Here is a 19,623-nt window from a genome sequence, read left to right on the forward strand (position 1 = left end):
GATCCCCCTCAGTCCGTACCCAAGACGATGCCGTGCACATCGAACCAGGTCGGTGTGCACGGCATGTTGCGACTTCCTCAGGCCCCGGAACCCGGGGCCGTGATACCGAAGTCGGTCCGTCCACTCCCTACCGTAACGATCGCGCGCGGCAGAGCCTCACCCGACCCGTCCCGACGCTCGGTCGTGTCGGGCAGGCGCACCGGCTTGCCGTCGGCGCGGGCGGCCCGCGCCGGACCCCGGCCGATCCACGCCATGAGCAGGGTGTCCTCGCCCTTGAGGTAGCGGTGGCAGCGCACACCGCCGGTGGCGCGGCCCTTGGCCGGGTACGCGGAGAACGGGGTGACCTTGGCCGCTCCGGCCTGGGTCCCCTCCAGGGCACTGCTCGCACCGGACACGGTCACCACGACCGAGTCCTCGGGGCTGCTCACCGCGCCGAACCACAGCACGCGGGCCTCCTCCGGCAGCCGTACGCCCGCCACACCGCCGGCCGGGCGGCCCTGCGGGCGCACCGCGGAGGCGGGGAAGCGCAGCAGCTGCGCCTCGGAGGTGACGAACGCCAGGTCCTCCTCGCCCGTGGACAGCTGGGAGACGCCGATGACGCGGTCGTCGTCCTTGAGGGTGATGACCTCGAAGTCGTCCTTGTTGGGCGGGTAGTCCGGGGCGACCCGCTTGACCACGCCGGCGACGGTGCCCAGCACGAAACCGGGCCCGGAGGCGTCCATGGACACCACCGACACGACCCGTTCGTCCCCGTCCAGCTGGACGAACTCGGCGACCGGAAGGCCCGACGCCAGCGGCGGGGCCTCCTCGCCCTCGTCGGGCAGCTCGGGCAGCTCCACCACCGGGACGCGGATCATCCGCCCCAGGTCGGTGACCAGGCCGACGTCCGAACGGGAGGTGGTGGGCACCGACACGGCGATCGCGTCGTGCCGCACGCGCAGCCCCTCGAACATGGGCGGCGGGACGGCCCCCCGGCTGCGGCCGATCCGCCCGTCCACGTCCATGAGCACGTGGCAGGGCTGGTCGGCCATCTCCAGCGGGATCACCGCGGCGCGGGAGACGCCGTCGCTCTCGCGCAGCTGCGTGCGGCGCGGGGTGGCGAACTTCTTGGAGACGTCGCCCAGCTCCTTGGAGACGACCCGGCGCAGCTTCTTGTCCGACTCCAGGATCGACGTGAGCTCGTCGATCTCGCTGTTGAGCTGGTCGCGCTCGGTCTCCAGCTCCAGCCGGTCGAACCTGGTCAGGCGGCGCAGCGGGGTGTCCAGGATGTAGCGGGCCTGGATGTCCGACAGGTCGTAGGCCGACATCAGCGACTCGCGGGCCGCGGTGGAGTCATCGGCCTCGCGGATGAGCGCGATGACGCGGTCGATGTCGAGCAGGGCCACCAGCAGGCCGTCCACCAGGTGCAGGCGCTCGCGGCGCTTGCGGCGGCGGAACTCGCTGCGGCGGCGCACGACCTCCAGCCGGTGGCCGACGTAGACCTGGAGGAGCTCGCGCAGGCCCAGGGTCTGGGGCTGGCCGTCGACCAGGGCGACGTTGTTGATGCCGAAGGACTCCTCCATCGGCGTCAGCCGGTAGAGCTCCTCCAGGACGGCCTCGGGGTTGAAGCCGTTCTTGAGCTCGATGACCAGCCGCAGCCCCTGGTTGCGGTCGGTCAGGTCCTTCAGGTCGGAGATGCCCTGGAGCTTCTTGGACTGCACCAGCTCCTTGATGCGGGCGACGACCTTCTCGGGGCCCACGTTGTAGGGCAGCTCGGTGACGATCAGGCCGGTGCGCCGGGCGCTGACCTTCTCGATGGCGACGGTGGCGCGGGTCTTGAACGTGCCCCGCCCGGTCCGGTAGGCGTCGCGGATGCCGTCCAGTCCGACGATGCTGCCACCGGTGGGCAGGTCCGGCCCCGGGACGAACTCGGTGAGCTCCTCCAGGGTGGCCTCGGGGTGGGCGATGAGGTGGCGGGCCGCCGCGATGACCTCGCCCAGGTTGTGCGGGGCCATGTTGGTGGCCATGCCGACCGCGATGCCGGCGGCGCCGTTGACCAGCAGGTTCGGGAAGGCCGCGGGCAGGACCTCGGGCTCGGTCTCCTGGCCGTCGTAGTTGGGCTTGAAGTCGACGACGTCCTCGTCGATGCCCGACACGAGCAGCTCGGCGGCCCGGTCCAGGCGGGCCTCGGTGTACCGCATGGCGGCGGGGGCGTCGTCGCCGCCCAGGGAGCCGAAGTTGCCGTGGCCGTCCACCAGGGGGACGCGCATGGCGAAGGGCTGGCTCAGGCGCACCAGCGCGTCGTAGATGGCGGAGTCGCCGTGGGGGTGCAGGCGGCCCATCACCTCACCGACCACGCGGGCGCACTTGACGTGCCCGCGCTCCGGGCGCAGCCCCATTTCGTTCATCTGGTACAGGATGCGGCGCTGGACGGGCTTCATGCCGTCCCGCGCGTCGGGCAGGGCGCGCTGGTAGATCACCGAGTAGGCGTACTCGAGGAAGCTGCCGCGCATCTCCTCGGAGACGTCGATGTCGATGATCTTCTCTGCGAGATCCTCGGGGGGGTGGGAAGTTGTACGGGCCATGTCCGTAATTCTGGCCCGAACCAGAGACTGAAACGTACGTGTGCGCGTGGTCGGGCGTGTGTGAGTCGCGCGACTGGCGGGTTTCGTCCGTGGCGGTGGCGCTTTATGACCTTCCTGCCGAGGGGCGGCCCCGCTCCGGGAGCGAATCGGAACGGGGCCGCCGGGGTGCCGTCGCGCGGGTCAGCCGCCGAAGGGGACGGTCAGGGTCGCACCCCCGTCCGCGCCGGTCCGCACGCTGGAGTCGGCCGTGCCCAGGGCGCTCCAGATCTTCAGGCGCACGGTCCCGCCGTCGAGGTCGGCGAAGCCGCCGGAGACGGAGGAGGGGCCCCGGCCCTGCGTGTGGGTCTCCCACCCGGTGACGTCGTCGGTGGCGAAGTAGGGGTAGGTCTCGGTCCGGTCGACGGTCCCGTCGCCGTCGAAGTCGTACTCGACGCGCACCTGGACGGCGTTGGCGACCGAGGCCCCGGAGTCCACCGGCAGGGAGAAGGCGGTCTCCCCGCCGTCGAAGGAACCGCTCACACCCTCCAGTTCGAGGACCACGGCGTCCGCGGGCGGGTCGCCGTCGCGGTTGGCGCCCCCGGCGTCGGGGACCGTGATGACGCCCGCGGTGCCGGGGGGCTCGGCCGACAGGTCCGACCCGTTCGGGTACAGCACGCCGTCGCCCAGGTCGCCGCCCCCGGGGTCGGGGTCGGGCGACGGGTCGGGGCCGCCCGGGTCGCCCCCGCCGCCCTCGCCGACGGTGGAGGCCAGGGTGCCGGGGGCCACCTCCAGTTCGGTGCCGTCGGAGAAGGTGACCGTGATCGGCGAGCCGCCGGGGTTGAACGCGGTGTAGGCGCGCCCGTCGCCGTCGGAGAACACCGCGTAGTGGGCGGTGTCGGCCGTGACGGACGCGTCCACGGTGCCGACCTCGGCCAGCGTGGAGATCCACTGATAGGTGTGCGGCTTGGAGCCGCCCGCCTCCGGTTCGTAGGTCTGCCACTGCGCCTCGAACATGTCCAGGGCGGCGTCGCCGTCCGACAGCGCCCGGTGCGCCCAGTGGATGTCGCGCCAGATCTCGGGCTCGCGTCCCAGGCGGTCCACGAGGGACTCGTACATCGCCCCGGCGTGCGCCGGGTCGTGGCCCAGGTAGAGGGAGCCCGCGGTGATCGGCAGGTAGTTGATGCCGTAGTGCTCCTCGTCGCCGCCGTCCCACCAGATGCGGTAGTCGCCGCCGTCGCCCCAGACCATGCCGACCACGTCGTGGCCGAACCCGTCGGGGAAGGCCTCCCCGCCGTGGTCCTGCCAGTAGCGGGTGACGGTGGAGGCCTGGGTGGTGTGCAGGAAGACGCCCAGGTCGCGCAGCTCCTCGTCGCCGGTCAGCGCGCCGAAGAGCGCGGTGGAGGAGGCGAAGTGCATGCCCTCGGAGGACGACTCCTGGTTGTTGCCCGCGGCGAACCCGGCGTGGCCGGAGGCCCAGCCGTGCCCGGCGTAGGGGGAGAAGGAGCGCAGGCGGGGGAAGAGGCCGGCCTCGGTGGCGGCCACGTCGTCGATGACCATGCGCACCATGCCGCCCCAGGCGTCCTCGGCCGCCCAGCCCCGGTCGTAGCGGGCGATGGTGGCGGCGGCCGAGACCAGGTAGCCGTAGTGGAAGTCGTGGTCGTTGAGCTCGGTGGTGGCGCCGAAGCTGTCCGGGTAGCCCAGGAGCGTCCCCCAGTCGGCCTCGTAGTGCAGGCCGCGGCCGCCCCCGGCGGTCAGCCAGTCCTCGACGCGCCCCTTGAGCAGGCCCAGGAGCTCGTCGCGGGCCTCGGTGTACCCGATGGAGTCCGCGATGGGCACTAGCTGGGCCAGGCGGCCCATGGCCTTGCCGTCCCAGTAGGTGTCGCCGGGGGAGGGGAAGTGCGCGTCCTCGGCGAGGACCTCGTCGATGAGCAGGCGCAGCCGGTCGTGGTCGGCGGAGTCGACGGTGGGCAGGCTCGGCAGGATGCCCTGCGTGGTCAGCTCCGTGGTGAAGGAGCCGCCCAGCGCCACGCGCATCTCCCCGCGCGGGGAGGCGTAGGACAGGCCGGCGACCTCGTCGTCGCTGTTGCCCCAGTGGTGCGGGTACATCGCCAGGACGGTGCCCTCGGCGCCGCCCTCCAGCGCCTCGGTCTCCACCCGGTAGGTGCTGGTGAGGGTGGCGGCCGCCTCGTCGTAGTCGTACTCGACGACGGAGCCGGTGACGGCGGAGTGGGCGTAGGGGGCGAAGTCGTCCAGCGCGTCCGGCGAGGGCAGCAGGGCGACGGAGTAGTGCCCGCCGTCCCCGGTGGGCGCGGTGAAGGTGTCCCCCGAGCGGGTCCAGGGGGACCCGGTGGGGGAGAAGAGGGCGTAGTGGTTGCCGTTGACGGTGGCGCCGACCGTCGAGCCCTCCTCGTGCCAGACGTCCGGCGAACCGGTGAAGGCCACCTCGGCGTCGCCGCCGTCGGTGCGGGCGTGCGCGAAGGGCAGGCCCTGGCCGATGGTGACGTCCAGGGTGGGGCCGCCCGACCAGCGGGCGGTCACGGTCCAGTCGCCGCTGTCGGCGACCCGGGTGTCGGGGGAGTCCAGGCCGACGGCGCCCAGGGAGAGGTCAGCGGTGTGCGGGAACTCGTACTTGAGGCCGTCCGCGACCAGCCGGGGCTCGCGGGGGTGGCCCATCTCCAGGCCCCCGGCGTGGGGCCGGTAGGTGGCCGGGTGAGCGTAGAGGTTCTCGCCGTAGGGGTTGTCCGGGTAGCGCTGGAAGATGAGTGAGGACCACCACTCGTTGGTGGGTGCCGGTCCTTCGAAGTCCTCGGTGACCTTGGGGTCGACCGGCGCCCCGTTGAGGTCGGAGGGGCCGGTGGCGCCGGCGGGGAGGGCGTCGTCGTAGCTCCCGGCGCCGACCGGGACGAGGGCCGCGGCCGCGGCGGGGGCCGCGTTCGGGCCTGCGGTGAGGGCGGTGGTGGTCAGGGCGGTCGCGCCGCCGATCGCGAGCGCCGCCAGGACGGCGGCGGTGCCGCGGCCGGGGGACCGTCGGGAGGGGGCGGGGGGCGGGTGGTTGTCGTCCATCGGTGCGCCTCTCTGGGTTCAGCGGGGGGTTCGCGCATGGGAGCGCTCCCATGCGTGAGGAACCGTGCTCAGAGTGTGCTCAGGCGAAGATGTGAGCGCAATGGAGGAAACTTCGAAAGTTTCTGTTTTGTTACCGTGGTCGGCTCCCGTGGCCGGCGGGAACCGGCACACCCCGCGAACCGTGCGGAGCGCGAGGGGCGGGGGAGGAGCTTCAGGGCACCGCTCGCCGGCGGTGGCGGGCGACGGGCAGGGGGCCTCGTCGGAGGCGTCCGTTGGGGGCGGCGGTGGGCGACGGGCGGGAGTGGACGACGCCCCGGGCGTCGGCCCGCTCTGGTACGAAGGGATCATGGCCACCACCCCTGACCCCACCCTCACCACCGACCCCGCCGACGGGGACCTGCGCGAGCGCGCCGAGGCGCACCTGCGCGCCCTGGCCGGGGACTCCGCCCGGCTGCGCGAGGACCAGTGGACCGCGATCCACGCCCTGGTCGCCGAGCGGCGCCGGGCCCTGGTCGTCCAGCGCACCGGCTGGGGCAAGTCGGCGGTGTACTTCGTGGCCACCGCCCTGCTGCGGGCCCGGGGCGCGGGTCCCACCGTCATCGTCTCGCCGCTGCTGGCCCTCATGCGCAACCAGATCTCCGCCGCCGAGCGCGCGGGCATCCGCGCCCGCACCGTCAACAGCGCCAACACCACCGACTGGCAGGCCGTCTACGCCGACGTGGAGGCGGGCGGGGTCGACGTGCTGCTGGTCAGCCCCGAGCGCCTCAACAACCCCGAGTTCCGCGACCGGGTGCTGCCCGAGCTGGCCGCCGGTGCCGGGTTGGTCGTCGTCGACGAGGCCCACTGCGTCTCCGACTGGGGCCACGACTTCCGCCCCGACTACCGGCGCATCCGCTCCCTGCTGCTGGACCTGCCCGACGGCGTCCCGGTGCTGGCCACCACCGCCACCGCCAACGAGCGCGTCACCCGCGACGTCGCCGAGCAGCTGCGGGCCGGGGCCGACCGGGACGAGACGCTCGTGCTGCGCGGGCCCCTGGACCGGGAGAGCCTGCACCTGTCGGTGGTGGACCTGCCCGAGCCCACCGACCGGCTGGCCTGGCTGGCCGAGCAGCTGCCCCGCATCCCCGGCTCCGGGATCGTCTACACCCTCACCGTCGCGGCGGCCGAGGAGACCGCCCGGTTCCTGGCCGAGCAGGGCATGGAGGTGCGCTCCTACACCGGGCAGACCGACCCCGACGAGCGCCGCGCCGCCGAGGACGACCTGCTGGCCGACCGGGTCAAGGCGCTGGTGGCCACCAGCGCCCTGGGCATGGGCTTCGACAAGCCCGACCTGGGGTTCGTCGTGCACCTGGGCGCGCCCTCCTCGCCGATCTCCTACTACCAGCAGGTCGGCCGTGCCGGGCGCGGGGTCGAGCGGGCCGAGGTGGTGCTGCTCCCGGGGCGCGAGGACACCCGCATCTGGGAGTACTTCGCGAGCCTGTCCTTCCCGCCGGAGGAGACCGTGCGCCGCACCCTGGACGCGCTGGCCGAGGGCGGGCCGCTGTCCGTCGCCCGCCTGGAGACCCGGGTGGACCTGCGCCGCAGCCGCCTGGAGCAGATGCTCAAGGTCCTGGACGTCGACGGGGCGGTGCGCCGGGTGCGCGGCGGCTGGGAGGCCACCGGGCGGGCCTGGTCCTACGACGCCGAACGCTACGAGGCGGTCGCCAAGGCGCGGGAGACCGAGCAGCGGGCGATGCTGGACTACACCGCCCTGGACACCTGCCGGATGGAGTTCCTGCGCCGCCAGCTGGACGACCCGGAGGCCACCGCCTGCGGGCGCTGCGACAACTGCACCGGCCGCACCTGGGAGACCGGGGTCGACCCCGGCCGCCGGGAGGCGGCCGCCGCCCACCTGGACCGGCCGGGCGTGCTCATCGAGCCGCGCCGCCAGTGGCCCACCGGCATGGACACCCTGGGGGTGCCGCTGTCGGGGCGCATCAAGCCCGAGCTCCAGGCCGCGCCGGGCCGCGCCCTGGGCCGGTTCACCGACATCGGCTGGGGGGTCGAGCTGCGCGCCCTGCTCGCCGAGGACGCCCCCGAGGCCCCGGTGAGCGACCGCGTCCTCCAGGGACTGGTGCGGGTCCTGGCCGCCTGGGGCTGGGAAGAGAGGCCGGTGGGTGTGGTGGCCATGCCCTCGCTCACCCGGCCGCGGATGATCAACGACCTGGCCGGGCGCCTGTGCGCCCTGGGCCGCCTCGCCCCGGTGGGCTCCCTGGCCTACGCCACCCCGGAGGGCCCGGGGGAGCGGCGGCACAACAGCGCCATGCGCCTGGCCCAGGTGCACCGGGCCCTGGTCCCGGGCCCCGGCCTGGCCGAGGCCCTGGCCGCCCTCCAGGCCGAGACGCCGGGGCCGGTGCTGCTCGTCGACGACCACACCGACACCGGATGGAGCCTCACCGTCGGCGCCGCGATCCTGCGCGAACTCGGCGCGCCCGCCGTCCTGCCCCTCACCCTCGCCACCACCGGTGGCTGACCCCCGCCCGGGCGCGGCGTTCGCCGGCGCGCGCTCCCTTGCCTGCCGCGAACGGTCTCCGGTTCCCGGGGCGTGCCACGGGACTCCGCCGTCGCTTCGGGCGGCACCGGACACCCGACCGCCGTGGACGCCCTCCGGCGCGTGCGCTCCCTTGCCTGCCGCGGGCGGTCTTCGGCCGCCGCATCCCCGGGTGCGCGGAGACCTCGCCGCCGGTCGACGGCAGGTCCGGGGGTGCTCAGGGAACACGGACGGGGCCCGGTGTCGGCCGGGCCCCGTCGCGGGACGTCATGGGGGTGCGGGTCAGCGGATGCGCTGGCCGCGCGGGGCGCCGCGCCGCACCGGCTGGCCGTTGCCCAGGTCCGGGCGGGCACCCGGCTGGTGCAGGGCGCGCGCCGCCAGGCGGTGCGCCCGGGCCAGGGCCTCCTTGGGGTGGCGGCCCGCCAGCCACGCGGGCAGGAAGCCCGCGATGAACGCGTCGCCCGCGCCCACCGAGCCCGGCGAGGGGTCCACCTGGTCGGCCGGGGCCCACACCACGTCGTCGCGGGTCTTGGACGCCCACAGGCCGCCCTCCTCGCCCAGCTTCAGCACCACGTTCGGGAACCAGGCGGTGAGCACCTTGGCCGCCGCCTCCGGGTCCTCCCGGCCGGTCAGCACCTTGGCCTGGGCCAGGTTCGCGAACAGCAGGCGGGCGCCCTGCGTCCAGTCCAGGAAGTTCTCCGCGCCGGCGCGCTCCAGCGGGGCGTGCGAGCCGCCGTCCACCGAGATGGACATGCCGCTCTCGCGCGCCATCCGCAGCGCCACCCGCGCCGCCCGGCGCGAGTCGGCGTTGATCAGCGTGTAGCCCGACACGTGCAGGTGCCCGTCCGGGCCGAACACGTCGCGCGGCAGGTCCTCGGGCTGGAGGCGGGCGTTGGCGCCCGGGTCGCTCAGCATCGTCCGGTCGCCCCGGTGGGTGATCATCACCACGCAGGTCCCGGTCGCGACCTCGGGGTCCATCACCATCCGGGAGTCGAGCCCGTAGCCCATCAGCTCCATCTCGCGGGTGCGCCCGGTGATGTCGGATCCGCGCCGGCCCACGAACGTGGTCTCGGTGCCCTCCACGGCCAGCCAGGAGGCGATGTTGGCCCCCGAGCCGCCTCCGTACATCACCACCGACGCCGGGGTGTCGCTGCCGCGGGCCAACGGGTGGAACGCGCGCGCGACGGCGTCGGTCATCAGATCACCGATCACGACCACTCGTGTCATATCGCCAGCCACCACCGAGTCATGAGAATTCGTGCCCGCTCGACGTTAACAGGTGAATCGTCAGCGGTGTGTAACGAAGTGACGGCACCCCGGACACACGCCGATTCGGGGCCCTCGTCCCGGAGCCGAGCCCCGTGGACAAGCGTATCCGGCCATAGGGTGCTCGGTCCCGGATCGGGACCTCCGGCCCCCGGGGACGGGACGTACCGCGGGTGTTTTCGCGCCGACCGCATCGACTTTCCCCGGAATCGACCGATTGTCGTCTAGTCTCGCAGTCGTGCAGTCCTACCCGAACCACTGGGAAGCCGACGTCGTCCTCACCGACGGAGGCACCGCCCACCTGCGCCCCATCACCCCGGACGACGCCGACCTGCTGCGCGAGTTCCACGGCAGACTCTCCCCGGAGACGATCTACTACCGGTTCTTCGCGCCCTACCCCCGCCTCTCCGACCGCGACGTGAGACGTTTCACCACGGTCGACTACGAGGACCGGGTGGCCCTGGTCGCCACCATCTCCGACGCCCTCGTCGCGGTGGTGCGCTACGACAAGGTCGCCCCGGAGGAGGCCGAGGTCGCCTTCGTCGTGGAGGACGCCCACCAGGGGCGCGGGCTGGCCTCCGTCCTGCTGGAGCACATCGGCGCGGCCGCCCGCGAACGCGGCATCCGCCGGTTCATCGCCGACGTGCTCCCGGAGAACCGGCGGATGATCAACGTCTTCCGCGAGGCCGGGTACACCGCCCAGCAGACCTTCGACGAGGGGGTCATCCGGCTCACCCTCGACATCCAGCCCACCGACGACTCCACCGAGGTCATGCGGGCCCGCGAGCAGCGCGCCGAGTCGCGCTCCATCGCCCGGCTGCTGTTCCCGGAGTCCGTCGCGGTCATCGGCGCCAGCCGCACCGCCCACACCATCGGCCAGACCGCCCTGCGCAACCTCCTCGACAGCGAGTTCCAGGGCCCCGTCTACCCGGTCCACCCCGAGGCCAAGGCCGTCGTGGGCGTGCGCGCCTACCCCTCCGTCCTGGACATCCCCGACCAGGTGGACCTGGCCGTGGTCGCCGTGCGCGCCGAAGCGGTCGCGGACGTGGTGGAGCAGTGCGCCGAGAAGGGCGTGCACGGCCTGATCGTGGTCAGCTCCGGCTTCGGCGAGACCGGCCCCGAGGGGCGCGCCCGCCAGGACGAGCTGGTGCGCACCGCCCGCGCCGCCGGGATGCGCGTGGTCGGCCCCAACTGCCTGGGCGTCGCCAACACCGACCCCTCGGTGTCCCTCAACGCCACCCTGTCCCCCGACCTGCCCCGCAGCGGTCCCATCGGGTTCTTCTCCCAGTCCGGCGCCCTGGGCCGGGCCATCCTGCAGCGCGTCGCCGACCGGGGCATGGGCCTGTCCACGTTCGTCTCCGCGGGCAACCGCGCCGACGTGTCCGGCAACGACCTCATGCAGTACTGGCAGGAGGACCCCTCCACCGAGGTCGTCCTCCAGTACCTGGAGTCCCTGGGCAACCCGCGCAAGTTCACCCGCCTGGCCCGGCGCCTGGCCAAGCTGAAGCCGGTCGTGGCGGTGCGCAGCGGCGGGTCCGCGCAGACCACCCCCACGGGGCACGCGGCGGGCGGGCTGGCGCTGCCCGACTACGCCGTCACCTCGCTGTTCCAGCAGGCCGGCGTGGTCCGGGTCGACGACATCACGCAGATGTTCGACGCGGCCCAGGTGTTCGCCTACCAGCCCCTTCCCAAGGGCCCCCGGGTCGGCGTCATCGGCAACTCCGACTCCCTGGAGCTGCTGGTCAAGGACGCCGCGGTCCGCCAGGGCCTCAAGCCGCACGACCCCGTCAACCTGGGCCCGCAGGCCACCGCGGACGACTTCGACCGGGCCCTGGAGGCGGCGCTGGCCGACGACGAGGTCCACTCCGTCGTGGTCGTGTTCGTCCCCGCCCTGCACCCCATCTCCGACGACGTCGCCCGGGTGCTGCGGGCCCGCTCGCTGGGCTCGGACAAGCCCATCGTCACCACCTACCTGGCCCGCCAGGGCGTCCCCGAGGAGCTGCGCCACGTGGGCGAGCGCGGGGAGACCCTGCGCGGCTCGGTGCCCTCCTACCCCGCGCCCGAGGACGCCGTGCGCGCCCTGGCCTACGCCACCCGGTACACCCAGTGGCGCGACCGCAAGCCCGGCCGCCACCCCGAGCTGCCCGACATCGACGGCGCGCGGGCCCGCGCCACCATCACCCGGGCGCTCAAGAACGCCCCGGGGGAGGAGGTCTGGTTCGGCGGCGAGCGCCGCTACGACGAGGACACCGCGGTCTCCGCCGAGGACACCCGCGAACTCCTCTCCTGCTACGGCATCACCGCCTACCCCGACATCCCCGTGTCCTCCGCCGACGAGGCCGTGGTGGCCGCCGGGCGGCTGGGCTACCCCGTGGTGGTCAAGGCCGACTCGCCCGACCTGCGGGTGCGGGCCGGGGGCACCTTCGTCCGCGCCGACCTGCGCACCCCCGACGACGTGCGCAGCGCCTACCTGTCGCTGGCCGACCGGTTCGGCGCGGAGGCCGACCTGGTCGTGCAGCGCATGGTCGCCCCCGGGGTGCCCACCGTGGTGCGCGCGGGCGACAACCGGTCGTTCGGCTCGGTGGTCTCCTTCGGCCTGGCCGACGTCACCGCCGAACTCCTCGACGACCGGGCGTTCCGGCTGGCCCCGCTCACCGACATGGACGCCGCCGACCTCATCCACGCCGTGCGCGCCGCGCCGCTGCTGTTCGGGCTGCCCGCCGGGGCCACCTCCCTGGCCGAGCAGCCCAACGTGGAGGCGCTGGAGGAACTCCTCATCCGGGTCTCGCGCCTGGTGGAGGCGTTCCCCGAGATCGGCTACATCGACCTGGACCCGGTGCTGGTCAACGCCACCGGCGCGCACGTGCTCGGCGCCCGCATGTGGCTGCGCGAGGCCCCCGAGGTCCGGCCCGACGCCGGCCCCCGGCGGCTGCGCGGGGTGACGTTCTGATGCGGCGGCCCGCGCCCGGGTCCGGGCGAGGGGTGACGTCCTGATCAGGCACTGGGCATCCCGTTTCTCCCAGCGGTCGCGAAGTGCCGCGGTGAGGAGGCAGGATAGGGATATGAGGAAAACACGCGCCGTGTCCACGGACTGGCGGCTGGAGATCGAACGCAGCGGCTACTATCCCGCGCTGGTGATCGACGCCGTCGCCACGGCCCTGGGCGACGAGAGCGCCGAGGCGTTCGTCGTGCACCACGAGGCGACCTTCGACCCGGCGATGGAGATGCGGCGGCACATCACCGTCATGCTGCTCACCGCCACCCGGCTCGTGGTGTGCCACACCGACGAGCACCCGCCCACCGAGCCCGGCGGCACCTCGCACGCGTCCACCACCACCGACAGCATCCAGCTCGGCAACATCCAGTCGGTCGCCCTCACCAGGGTCGTGCCCAACCCCGCGCAGTACACGCCCGGGAGCATGCCCAGCGAGCTGGTCCTCAGCGTCAACCTCTCCGTCAACTGGGGCGCGGTCGCCCACATCGACCTGGAGCCGGCCTCCTGCGCCGACGAGAGCTGCGAGCTCGACCACGGCTACACCGGCGCCATCACCGCCGAGCCGCTCACCCTGCGGGTGAGCGAGGCGGCCGACGGGGCCGAGGCCGTCGCCACCATGCTGAACTTCGCGAACGCGCTGTCGGCGGCCACCCGCTGACACCGGGACCCTGCGGGGCCGGGGACCGCCGCGGTCCCCGGCCCCGCCGCGTTTCACGCGTTCGCCCCCCGGCCGTGACACGGACTTAACGAACACGGTTCACCCGGCCGTGGTGCCCCGGCGACCCGTCCGTCTAGGGTGGAACCGGATTCGTGCATTCCGCCACAAGAGAGGCGCGTCCGGTCACAAACCAGGCGTTTCCGTGCACGCCGTACCCCGACGGCGCGCCCGCTCTCACACACTCCCCGCACCCGCGGAGATGATGGACCCGGAGAAAGGTCGGTCTGCGATGACGCAGCACTCGTCCCCGACGCCCAAGGACGACACGCCCCTGGTACGCCTCGACGTGGACAGGGGAGTGGCCACGGTCACCCTCGACTCCCCCCGCAACCGCAACGCGCTGTCCGCGCGGCTGCGGTCGGAGCTCTCCAAGGCGCTGTCCGACGCCATGGCCGACGACGAGGTGCGCGCCGTCGTCCTCACCGGCACCGGGCCCGTGTTCTGCGCCGGGGCAGACCTCAAGGAGGTCGCCGCCGCGCTGGCCGGGGAACCCGTCGAGCCCGCCCCGGAGCTGCCGGAGGTCTTCGAGCAGATCATGGGAGCCCCCAAGCCCGTCATCGCCGTCCTCAACGGCGCCGCCCGCGCCGGCGGCATCGGCCTGGTCGCCGCCGCCGACATCGCCCTGGCCCCCAAGAGCGCCACCTTCGCGTTCACCGAGGTGCGCATCGGAGTGGTGCCCGCGATCATCTCCGTCCCCGTGTCCGCCCGGATGCACTCGCGCCAGCTCAGCCGCTACTTCCTCACCGGCGAGCTCTTCGACGCCTCCGCCGCCGCCAAGGCCGGGCTCATCACCCAGGCGGTGCCCGACCGCGACATGGCGCACGCCCTCGACGCCGTCCTCCAGGGCATCCGCGGCTCCGCGCCCAAGGCGCTCTCGCGCACCAAGGAGCTGCTCGGCGAACTCGGCGCCGGGGCGCTGGCCGCCCCCGAGCGGCGGGCCGAGGCGTTCGCCCGCATGGGGGAGCTGTCCGCCGAGTTCTTCGCCGGCGAGGACGCCGCCGAGGGCCGGCTGTCCTTCTTCGAGAAGCGCCCGCCGCGCTGGGCCAGGTGACCGTGGCCGGGCGCCCCTCCTTTCGGGGCGTCCGGTGCGTCCGCTCCTGCGCAGAGGTCACAATGGTCGGGTGAGCTACTCCGGAGATACCAGGGTCGGCGGCCCCGCCGACCTGCGACGACTACCGCATCTGACCATCACCAAGATCAGCGTCGGCCCCATGGAGAACAACGCCTACCTGTTGCGTTGCCGCTCCACCGGCGAGGCCGCCCTCATCGACGCCGCCGCCGAGCCCGACCGTATCCTCGAACTCATCGGCGCCGACGGCCTCGACCGGGTGATCACCACCCACCGCCACCAGGACCACTGGCAGGCCCTGGCCGAGGTGGTCGGGGAGACCGGCGCCCGCACCGTGGCCCACCCCGAGGACGGCGAGGAACTGCCCGTCTCCGTCGACGAGCCCGTCGTCCACGGCTCGCGGATCTCCGTGGGGGACTGCCACCTCACCGTCATCCACCTGCGCGGCCACACGCCCGGGTCGATCGCGCTGCGCTACGACGACCCCGAGGGGCACGTCCACCTGTTCACCGGCGACAGCCTCTTCCCGGGCGGGGTCGGCCGCACCTGGTCCGACGAGGACTTCCGAACCCTTCTCGGCGACGTCGAGGAGCGCGTGTTCGGGGTCCTGCCCGACGACACCTGGGTCTACCCCGGCCACGGGCGCGACACCACTCTGGGAGTGGAGCGCCCCCACCTGGACGAGTGGCGCGAACGGGGCTGGTGAGTCAGGCCCCCAGACACACGAAGCCGTGCCGCCCCAGGTGGGCGGCCACCGCCTCGGGCGGGGCGGCGCCCGCCGCCAGCGCCCGGTGGAAACCGGCCACGGCCCGTCCGGTCCCGGCATCGCGCACCGGGGCCGGGCTGGCCACCACGGCGCGCACCCCCGCCTCCAGCAGCGCCCCGGCGAAGCGCCCGGCTCCGCACGAGGTCAGCACCACCACCTTCGGAGGCGCCGCCGACACCAGGTCCAGGGCCAGCAGCGGACCGTCGGCCAGGGCGACCGACGACAGCAGCGGGGAGCGCTCGGCCACCCGGCCGTGCCCGGACAGGTGCACCAGGTCGCAGCCCGCGGCGCCCGCCGCCACCTCGCCGACCCGCACGGCCCGGTGCGCCCGGGAGTGGACCCTGCCCAGGTCGGCGACCTCGCGGACGGCGCCCCGCGGCGCCGGGCCCGCCGCCAGCAGCACCCGCCGCCACCGGGGGAGCGGACGCACCACCCGGTCCGCCCACGCCCGCGCCGACGGCACCACCGCGACGGGCCGGCCGCGCAGCCCGGGCAGCGCGCCCCACGGCGGGTGGCCCAGCCGCGGGTCGGCGGCGACCACCAGCGGCCGGTCGTCCACCAGCTCCAGCACGGGGGCCAGCGCCGCGCCGAACTCCCGCGCCACCCGCGCGGGCGGGCCCAGCGACCGGGCGTGCACCCGGCCCTCGACCACGACCAGCGCCACCACGTCGCCCACGACCACCAGGCGCACGAACGCCCGGCCGCCCAGCAGCCCGGCCAGCCGGGCGCCCACCGGAGCGCACTCCCGCGCGGCCGCACCCTGCGCGTACCGCGCCCGCTCCCACCGCCGCGCGTACACCAGGCAGTGCCGGTCCCGTCCGTTCGCCAGCGCCTCCCGGTACCGCTCGACCACCGGGTCGCACCGCCCCGCCGGCACCCGCGGCGCCGGGGGCACGGTGAACTCGGCCCACTCCAGCGCACCGCGCAGGTCGCCCCGCGCCAGCGACACCTCCACCCCGGCCCGCGCCACCTGCGGGTCCCCGAGCACACGGGGGTCCGCTTCGGCGGGCCCCGCGAAGGCGGCCCACGGGCCGCGGACCTCCTGCGACTCACGGGTCAGCCGCGAACCGGGGGCCGCCCGCCGCTCCCCGGCCCTGTGCACACCGCCGGCAGGCCGGTGACCGGCGGGTCCTCCCGGGGCCCGGGGCGCCCGCGGTTCCGGGGGCGACTGTTCGGTGCGGGCCGCCCGTGCGCCACCGGCCGTCCGCGGGGCCGGGGGCCACGGGGGGAGCTGCACGTCCACCGCCCGGTGCGCCGCGACCAGGCGGGGGACGGGCTCGGAGGCGCTCACCGGCCGCCGCAGTTCCAGTGCGGCGTGCGCCCGCTCCTGCGGCGACGCGGACGACCAGTCCAGCGGGGCCGCGCACACCCGTTCGGCCATCTCCTCCAGCCGCACGGCCAGGCGGTACCACAGCGACCCCGGGCCGTGGGTCTCCCGCACCCGGCGGGCCAGCTCCCGCGCACGGTGGCGGTCGCCGCGCAGCAGCCGCAGTTTGGCCTCCACCAGCAGGGTGACCGGCTGCGCCGACCGGCCGTGCGCCCACGGGCCGTCCGCCAGGGTGAGCGCGGCCTCCTCCAGGTGGCCCTCGGCCAGCAGGGCCTCCGCCAGGTCGGCGCACAGCGCCTCGCGCCGGTCGGTCGGCAGCCGGTGCGCCAGGCCCGTGAACGTGGCGATCGCCCCGGCGGCGTCGCCCCTGCGCAGTGCCAGACAGCCCAGGTTCTGCCGGGTGACCAGCTCCAACAGGTGCAGGTCCCGATCCAACGCCAGGGAACGGGCCTCCTCCAGGTGGTCCTCGGCCGCGCCGAACCCGCCGCACAGGATCCGGGCCAGTCCCAGGTTGGCGAGGAACCCGGGCAGGACGGGCGCGGCCTCCTCCGCCAACGGGTGCCGCCGCAGCCGGACGTGGGTGTCGTCGAGGATCTCCACGGTCCGGTCGAACAGCCCGCGCTCGGCCAGGGCGACACCGAGGACCACCCGTTGGAGGAGGAGACGGCCGGACCTTTCCACCCGACCGTCCCGGCCTGTTCGCCAACGGACGGAGGGGGTCGAGGAACGGGGTGCGGGACGGGACGGGGTCAAGGTCCGGCCGCCTTTCTCCGAGGGGGAGGAGCACCTCTAGGAATAGCAGCGGGTGACGGTCCGTGTGGAGATGGGAACGTGAAGTCACCTCGGAGTCGGCCGCCCAAAAGCGGACAAGGGGGTGCGAAGGCCGACGAGCGCGCGGGGGTTCCCGGCGGGATGCAATGGCAATTCGGAACCGCCCCTTCTGTGACCGTCCGGCCCCGTCTGCGGACGGCGGTCAGAGGGTGAACCACTCCGTGCTGAGCGGGGCCTCGGCGTCGCGGCGGAGGGTGAGCCGGATCGGCCCGCGGCGCAGGTCCGGCAGGGCGAACTCGCCGGTCTCCTCGACGGAGGCGACGTCCTCGCCGCCGCCCGGCCGGTGGGCCTCCAGCAGGGCGTACCCGAAGTCGCCCCGGACCGTCCCCGACAGGGTGCGGGAGGGGCCGCGGGCGTGCAGGGCCAGGTCGATGCGCACGTCCCCGAACTCGAAGGACAGCTCCCCGACGACCGGGTCGTCCACCGAGCGCACCTCCTCGGTGCGGGGGCCCCGCTCGGCCACGAGGACGGCGAGGTCCACGGCGTCCACGCTCCGGTCGAAGGCCGCCAGCGCGGCCTCCCGGCCCTCGAGGCCCTCCCGCTCCTCCCGGCTGCTCATATCTCGTCCTCCAGGGTGTTGCGCAGCCGGCGGACCATGCGGCGGCGCTCGTTGAACGCGGCCCGGCGGTCCTGCGGCGGCGGGGTGGAACCGGGTTCGAGGATGCGCAGCGCGGCCCGGCGCTCGGCGGGGTCGCGCAGGCGGTCGACCGCCCGGTGCAGCGCCTCGTCGCGCTCCTTGCGCAGGTACTCGGCCTCCGGGTCCGGGGCGTTCCCGTCGACGCGGGCGAACTCCTCCGGGTCGGTCGGGTACTGGCGGGCGTCGCGCCCGCGCTGGCGCAGGCACTTGTCGCGGGTGACCCGGGACAGCCAGGCGCGCAGGCGGTGCGGCTCGCGGAGCCGGGGCAGGTGCAGGTTGAGGGTCAGCCACACCGTCTGGACGACGTCCTCGCGGTCCGGCGCGGACAGCCCGAAGGAGCGGGCGATGCCGTTGACCATCGGCAGGTGGCGGTCGACGATGTCCCGCCAGGCCTCGCGGCTGCCGTTCGCGGCCCGGCGCACGAGTTCGGCGTCGTCAAGGCCGAGTCCGCTTGTGGCCAATGTCGGGGGGTGTTCGTGCCGCGGGTCGCTGGAAAGTACGGTTTCAGGGTCCTCGTGCGACTGGTCTGGCAAACGCGCCCCCACTATGATCGGATTCCCCCATAGCACCTTCGGGGCACACGTTACTCCGGAGGGGCGGGGGATACTGGGAGATCCCAGAAGATCGCTGGTCCTCAGGGTGCCCTTCGGGCACAATGGGGCAAAGGCATTCAGGCGGGTATGCAACCTTCTCGTGGTACGAGGGCGTCGGGGAAGCGCACTCGTTCGTATCAGGAGGTTCGGTGTCCGCACGTGGCGTCTTGTACGTCCACTCCGCGCCCGCGGCGCTGTGCCCACACGTCGAGTGGGCGGTCGCGGGTGTCGTAGGAGTGCCCGTGAAACTCGATTGGGTCGCCCAGCCGGCGGCACCCGGCAACCACCGCGCCGAGCTGAACTGGCAGGGGCGGCCGGGGACCGCGGGGCAGGTGGCCTCGGCGCTGAACACGTGGCAGCGCCTGCGGTTCGAGGTGACCGAGGAGGGGTCGCCCGGCTGCGACGGCGTGCGCTACAGCTACACGCCGTCCCTCGGTATGTTCACCGCGGTCACCAGCGCCGCCGGGGAGGTCCTGGTACCGGAGGGCAGGCTGCGCCTGGCCGTGGAGGAGGCCGCCGCCGGCGGCTCCGACCTGGCCTCGGCGATCGACCGCCTCACCGGCCGCGCCTGGGACGAGGAGCTGGAGCCGTTCCGCTACGCCGGAGACGGCGCCCCCGTCCGCTGGCTCCACGCCGTGGGCTGAGTCTCCACTGCCGCTGGGGTTCGTGAGGCGCCCGCTGGGGTTCTGGAGGCCCCGGAGGAGCGGTTCCCGGGGAGGCCTGTGGCCGCAGGCCGTCCGCTGAGGACCTTCCGCCACCCGACGGGCGGCGAGGAGCGCGACGCAGGGCCGAAGGCTCCCGCCCTCGGGGGCGCCGAACAAGGTGGCCGGGCTGTGGCCGCAGGCCGTCCGTCGAACCCGGCCTAGAGGGGCTCGCCCTCGTCGGGCCAGATGAGGGAGGCCAGCAGCACCGCCGCCCAGATCCCCAGGGGGACGAGCGGCCAGTACGGCACGGGTTCGCCGCCGATGAGGACCGCCGCGCCCCACACCCCCGTGAGGAGCACGGCGATGCCCAGCCACCACCGCCACTCGTCGGCGTGCTCCCACCGGGGCTCCTCCCGGGCGGACGGCACGAGCGGCGGCGGGGCGGGCGCGGGCAGGTCGGCGATGAGCCCGTCGAGCTCGCCGATCAGCACCGCGCTCAGTGCCGACTCCACCCGGCGCTCGTACTCGACCAGGTCCAGGCGGCCCTCCACGAACGCCGTGGTGAGCCGCTCGACGATCTGCTCGCGCTCGTCGTCGGAGGCGCGTGTGCGGTACCTGTTCTCCACTTCCCACCCCCCGGG

The 19,623-nt window shown here is 74.2% G+C and carries 13 protein-coding genes; 6 read left to right on the forward strand and 7 right to left on the reverse strand.

All coding sequences use genetic code 11. From position 1 onward, the window contains the following. Nucleotides 1-77: 77 nt before the first annotated feature. A complete protein-coding gene (locus K1J57_RS17955; protein WP_220559716.1) occupies nucleotides 78-2,564 on the reverse strand; it encodes a DNA topoisomerase (ATP-hydrolyzing) subunit A in 2,487 nt (828 codons plus the stop codon). A 180-nt stretch (nucleotides 2,565-2,744) separates the two neighbouring features. After that, nucleotides 2,745-5,606 carry a glycosyl hydrolase gene (locus K1J57_RS34000; RefSeq protein WP_220559718.1) on the reverse strand — a complete coding sequence of 954 codons (2,862 nt, stop codon included), beginning with the start codon at nucleotides 5,604-5,606 and terminating at the stop codon, nucleotides 2,745-2,747. 346 nt (nucleotides 5,607-5,952) lie between these two features. Here K1J57_RS34000 and K1J57_RS17965 point away from each other — a divergent pair, with 346 nt between their 5' ends. Continuing rightward, nucleotides 5,953-8,118: an ATP-dependent DNA helicase RecQ gene (locus K1J57_RS17965; RefSeq protein ID WP_220559719.1), complete on the forward strand. Its 2,166-nt coding sequence runs from the start codon at nucleotides 5,953-5,955 to the stop codon at nucleotides 8,116-8,118. 300 nt (nucleotides 8,119-8,418) lie between these two features. Here K1J57_RS17965 and K1J57_RS17970 read toward each other — a convergent pair whose 3' ends face one another. After that, nucleotides 8,419-9,354 (reverse strand): carbohydrate kinase family protein, encoded by a 936-nt coding sequence (locus K1J57_RS17970; RefSeq protein WP_220565624.1) that lies wholly within the window; start codon nucleotides 9,352-9,354, stop codon nucleotides 8,419-8,421. A gap of 286 nt (nucleotides 9,355-9,640) precedes the next feature. Here K1J57_RS17970 and K1J57_RS17975 point away from each other — a divergent pair, with 286 nt between their 5' ends. The 4 genes from K1J57_RS17975 (at nucleotide 9,641) to K1J57_RS17990 (ending at nucleotide 14,890) form a co-directional block, all read left to right on the forward strand. Then, nucleotides 9,641-12,352 (forward strand): bifunctional GNAT family N-acetyltransferase/acetate--CoA ligase family protein, encoded by a 2,712-nt coding sequence (locus K1J57_RS17975; RefSeq protein ID WP_220559720.1) that lies wholly within the window; start codon nucleotides 9,641-9,643, stop codon nucleotides 12,350-12,352. Between the two features lie 130 nt (nucleotides 12,353-12,482). After that, nucleotides 12,483-13,055 carry a DUF5998 family protein gene (locus K1J57_RS17980; RefSeq protein ID WP_220565625.1) on the forward strand — a complete coding sequence of 191 codons (573 nt, stop codon included), beginning with the start codon at nucleotides 12,483-12,485 and terminating at the stop codon, nucleotides 13,053-13,055. 289 nt (nucleotides 13,056-13,344) lie between these two features. Beyond that, nucleotides 13,345-14,166 (forward strand): enoyl-CoA hydratase-related protein, encoded by an 822-nt coding sequence (locus tag K1J57_RS17985; RefSeq protein ID WP_220559721.1) that lies wholly within the window; start codon nucleotides 13,345-13,347, stop codon nucleotides 14,164-14,166. A gap of 70 nt (nucleotides 14,167-14,236) precedes the next feature. Then, complete coding sequence (locus K1J57_RS17990; RefSeq protein ID WP_220559722.1) at nucleotides 14,237-14,890, forward strand: MBL fold metallo-hydrolase; 654 nt, start codon at nucleotides 14,237-14,239, stop codon at nucleotides 14,888-14,890. Between the two features lies 1 nt (nucleotide 14,891). Here the strand turns inward: K1J57_RS17990 and K1J57_RS17995 are convergent, their stop codons facing one another. The 3 genes from K1J57_RS17995 to K1J57_RS18005 form a co-directional block, all read right to left on the reverse strand. Continuing rightward, entirely contained in the window at nucleotides 14,892-16,925 is a 2,034-nt protein-coding gene (locus K1J57_RS17995; protein WP_255646409.1) for a CHAT domain-containing protein, read from the reverse strand. A 325-nt stretch (nucleotides 16,926-17,250) separates the two neighbouring features. Continuing rightward, the gene (locus K1J57_RS18000; protein WP_220559723.1) at nucleotides 17,251-17,667 is read right to left on the reverse strand and encodes a hypothetical protein; all 417 of its coding nucleotides are present in this window, start codon (nucleotides 17,665-17,667) and stop codon (nucleotides 17,251-17,253) included. Continuing rightward, complete coding sequence (locus K1J57_RS18005; RefSeq protein WP_255646410.1) at nucleotides 17,664-18,206, reverse strand: RNA polymerase sigma factor; 543 nt, start codon at nucleotides 18,204-18,206, stop codon at nucleotides 17,664-17,666. Before K1J57_RS18005 ends, K1J57_RS18000 begins: the two co-directional genes overlap by 4 nt. A 281-nt stretch (nucleotides 18,207-18,487) precedes the next feature. Between K1J57_RS18005 and K1J57_RS18010 the strand changes: the two genes are divergently transcribed. Continuing rightward, nucleotides 18,488-18,982 carry a DUF3145 domain-containing protein gene (locus tag K1J57_RS18010; RefSeq protein WP_220559725.1) on the forward strand — a complete coding sequence of 165 codons (495 nt, stop codon included), beginning with the start codon at nucleotides 18,488-18,490 and terminating at the stop codon, nucleotides 18,980-18,982. A gap of 218 nt (nucleotides 18,983-19,200) precedes the next feature. Here the strand turns inward: K1J57_RS18010 and K1J57_RS18015 are convergent, their stop codons facing one another. After that, nucleotides 19,201-19,608 (reverse strand): DUF1707 domain-containing protein, encoded by a 408-nt coding sequence (locus K1J57_RS18015; protein WP_220559726.1) that lies wholly within the window; start codon nucleotides 19,606-19,608, stop codon nucleotides 19,201-19,203. Between the last annotated feature and the right edge of the window lie 15 nt (nucleotides 19,609-19,623).

The organism is Nocardiopsis sp. MT53 (assembly GCF_019598965.1).
Taxonomy (GTDB): Bacteria; Actinomycetota; Actinomycetes; order Streptosporangiales; family Streptosporangiaceae; genus Nocardiopsis; species Nocardiopsis changdeensis.

Excerpts from the sequence above, each read along its gene's own strand:
- K1J57_RS17965 (WP_220559719.1), top strand. The coding sequence starts at position 5,953 with ATGGCCACCACCCCTGACCCCACCCTCACCACCGACCCCGCCGACGGG.
- K1J57_RS18000 (WP_220559723.1), bottom strand. The coding sequence starts at position 17,667 with ATGAGCAGCCGGGAGGAGCGGGAGGGCCTCGAGGGCCGGGAGGCCGCG.
- K1J57_RS17985 (WP_220559721.1), top strand. The coding sequence starts at position 13,345 with ATGACGCAGCACTCGTCCCCGACGCCCAAGGACGACACGCCCCTGGTA.
- K1J57_RS17955 (WP_220559716.1), bottom strand. The coding sequence starts at position 2,564 with ATGGCCCGTACAACTTCCCACCCCCCCGAGGATCTCGCAGAGAAGATC.
- K1J57_RS34000 (WP_220559718.1), bottom strand. The coding sequence starts at position 5,606 with ATGGACGACAACCACCCGCCCCCCGCCCCCTCCCGACGGTCCCCCGGC.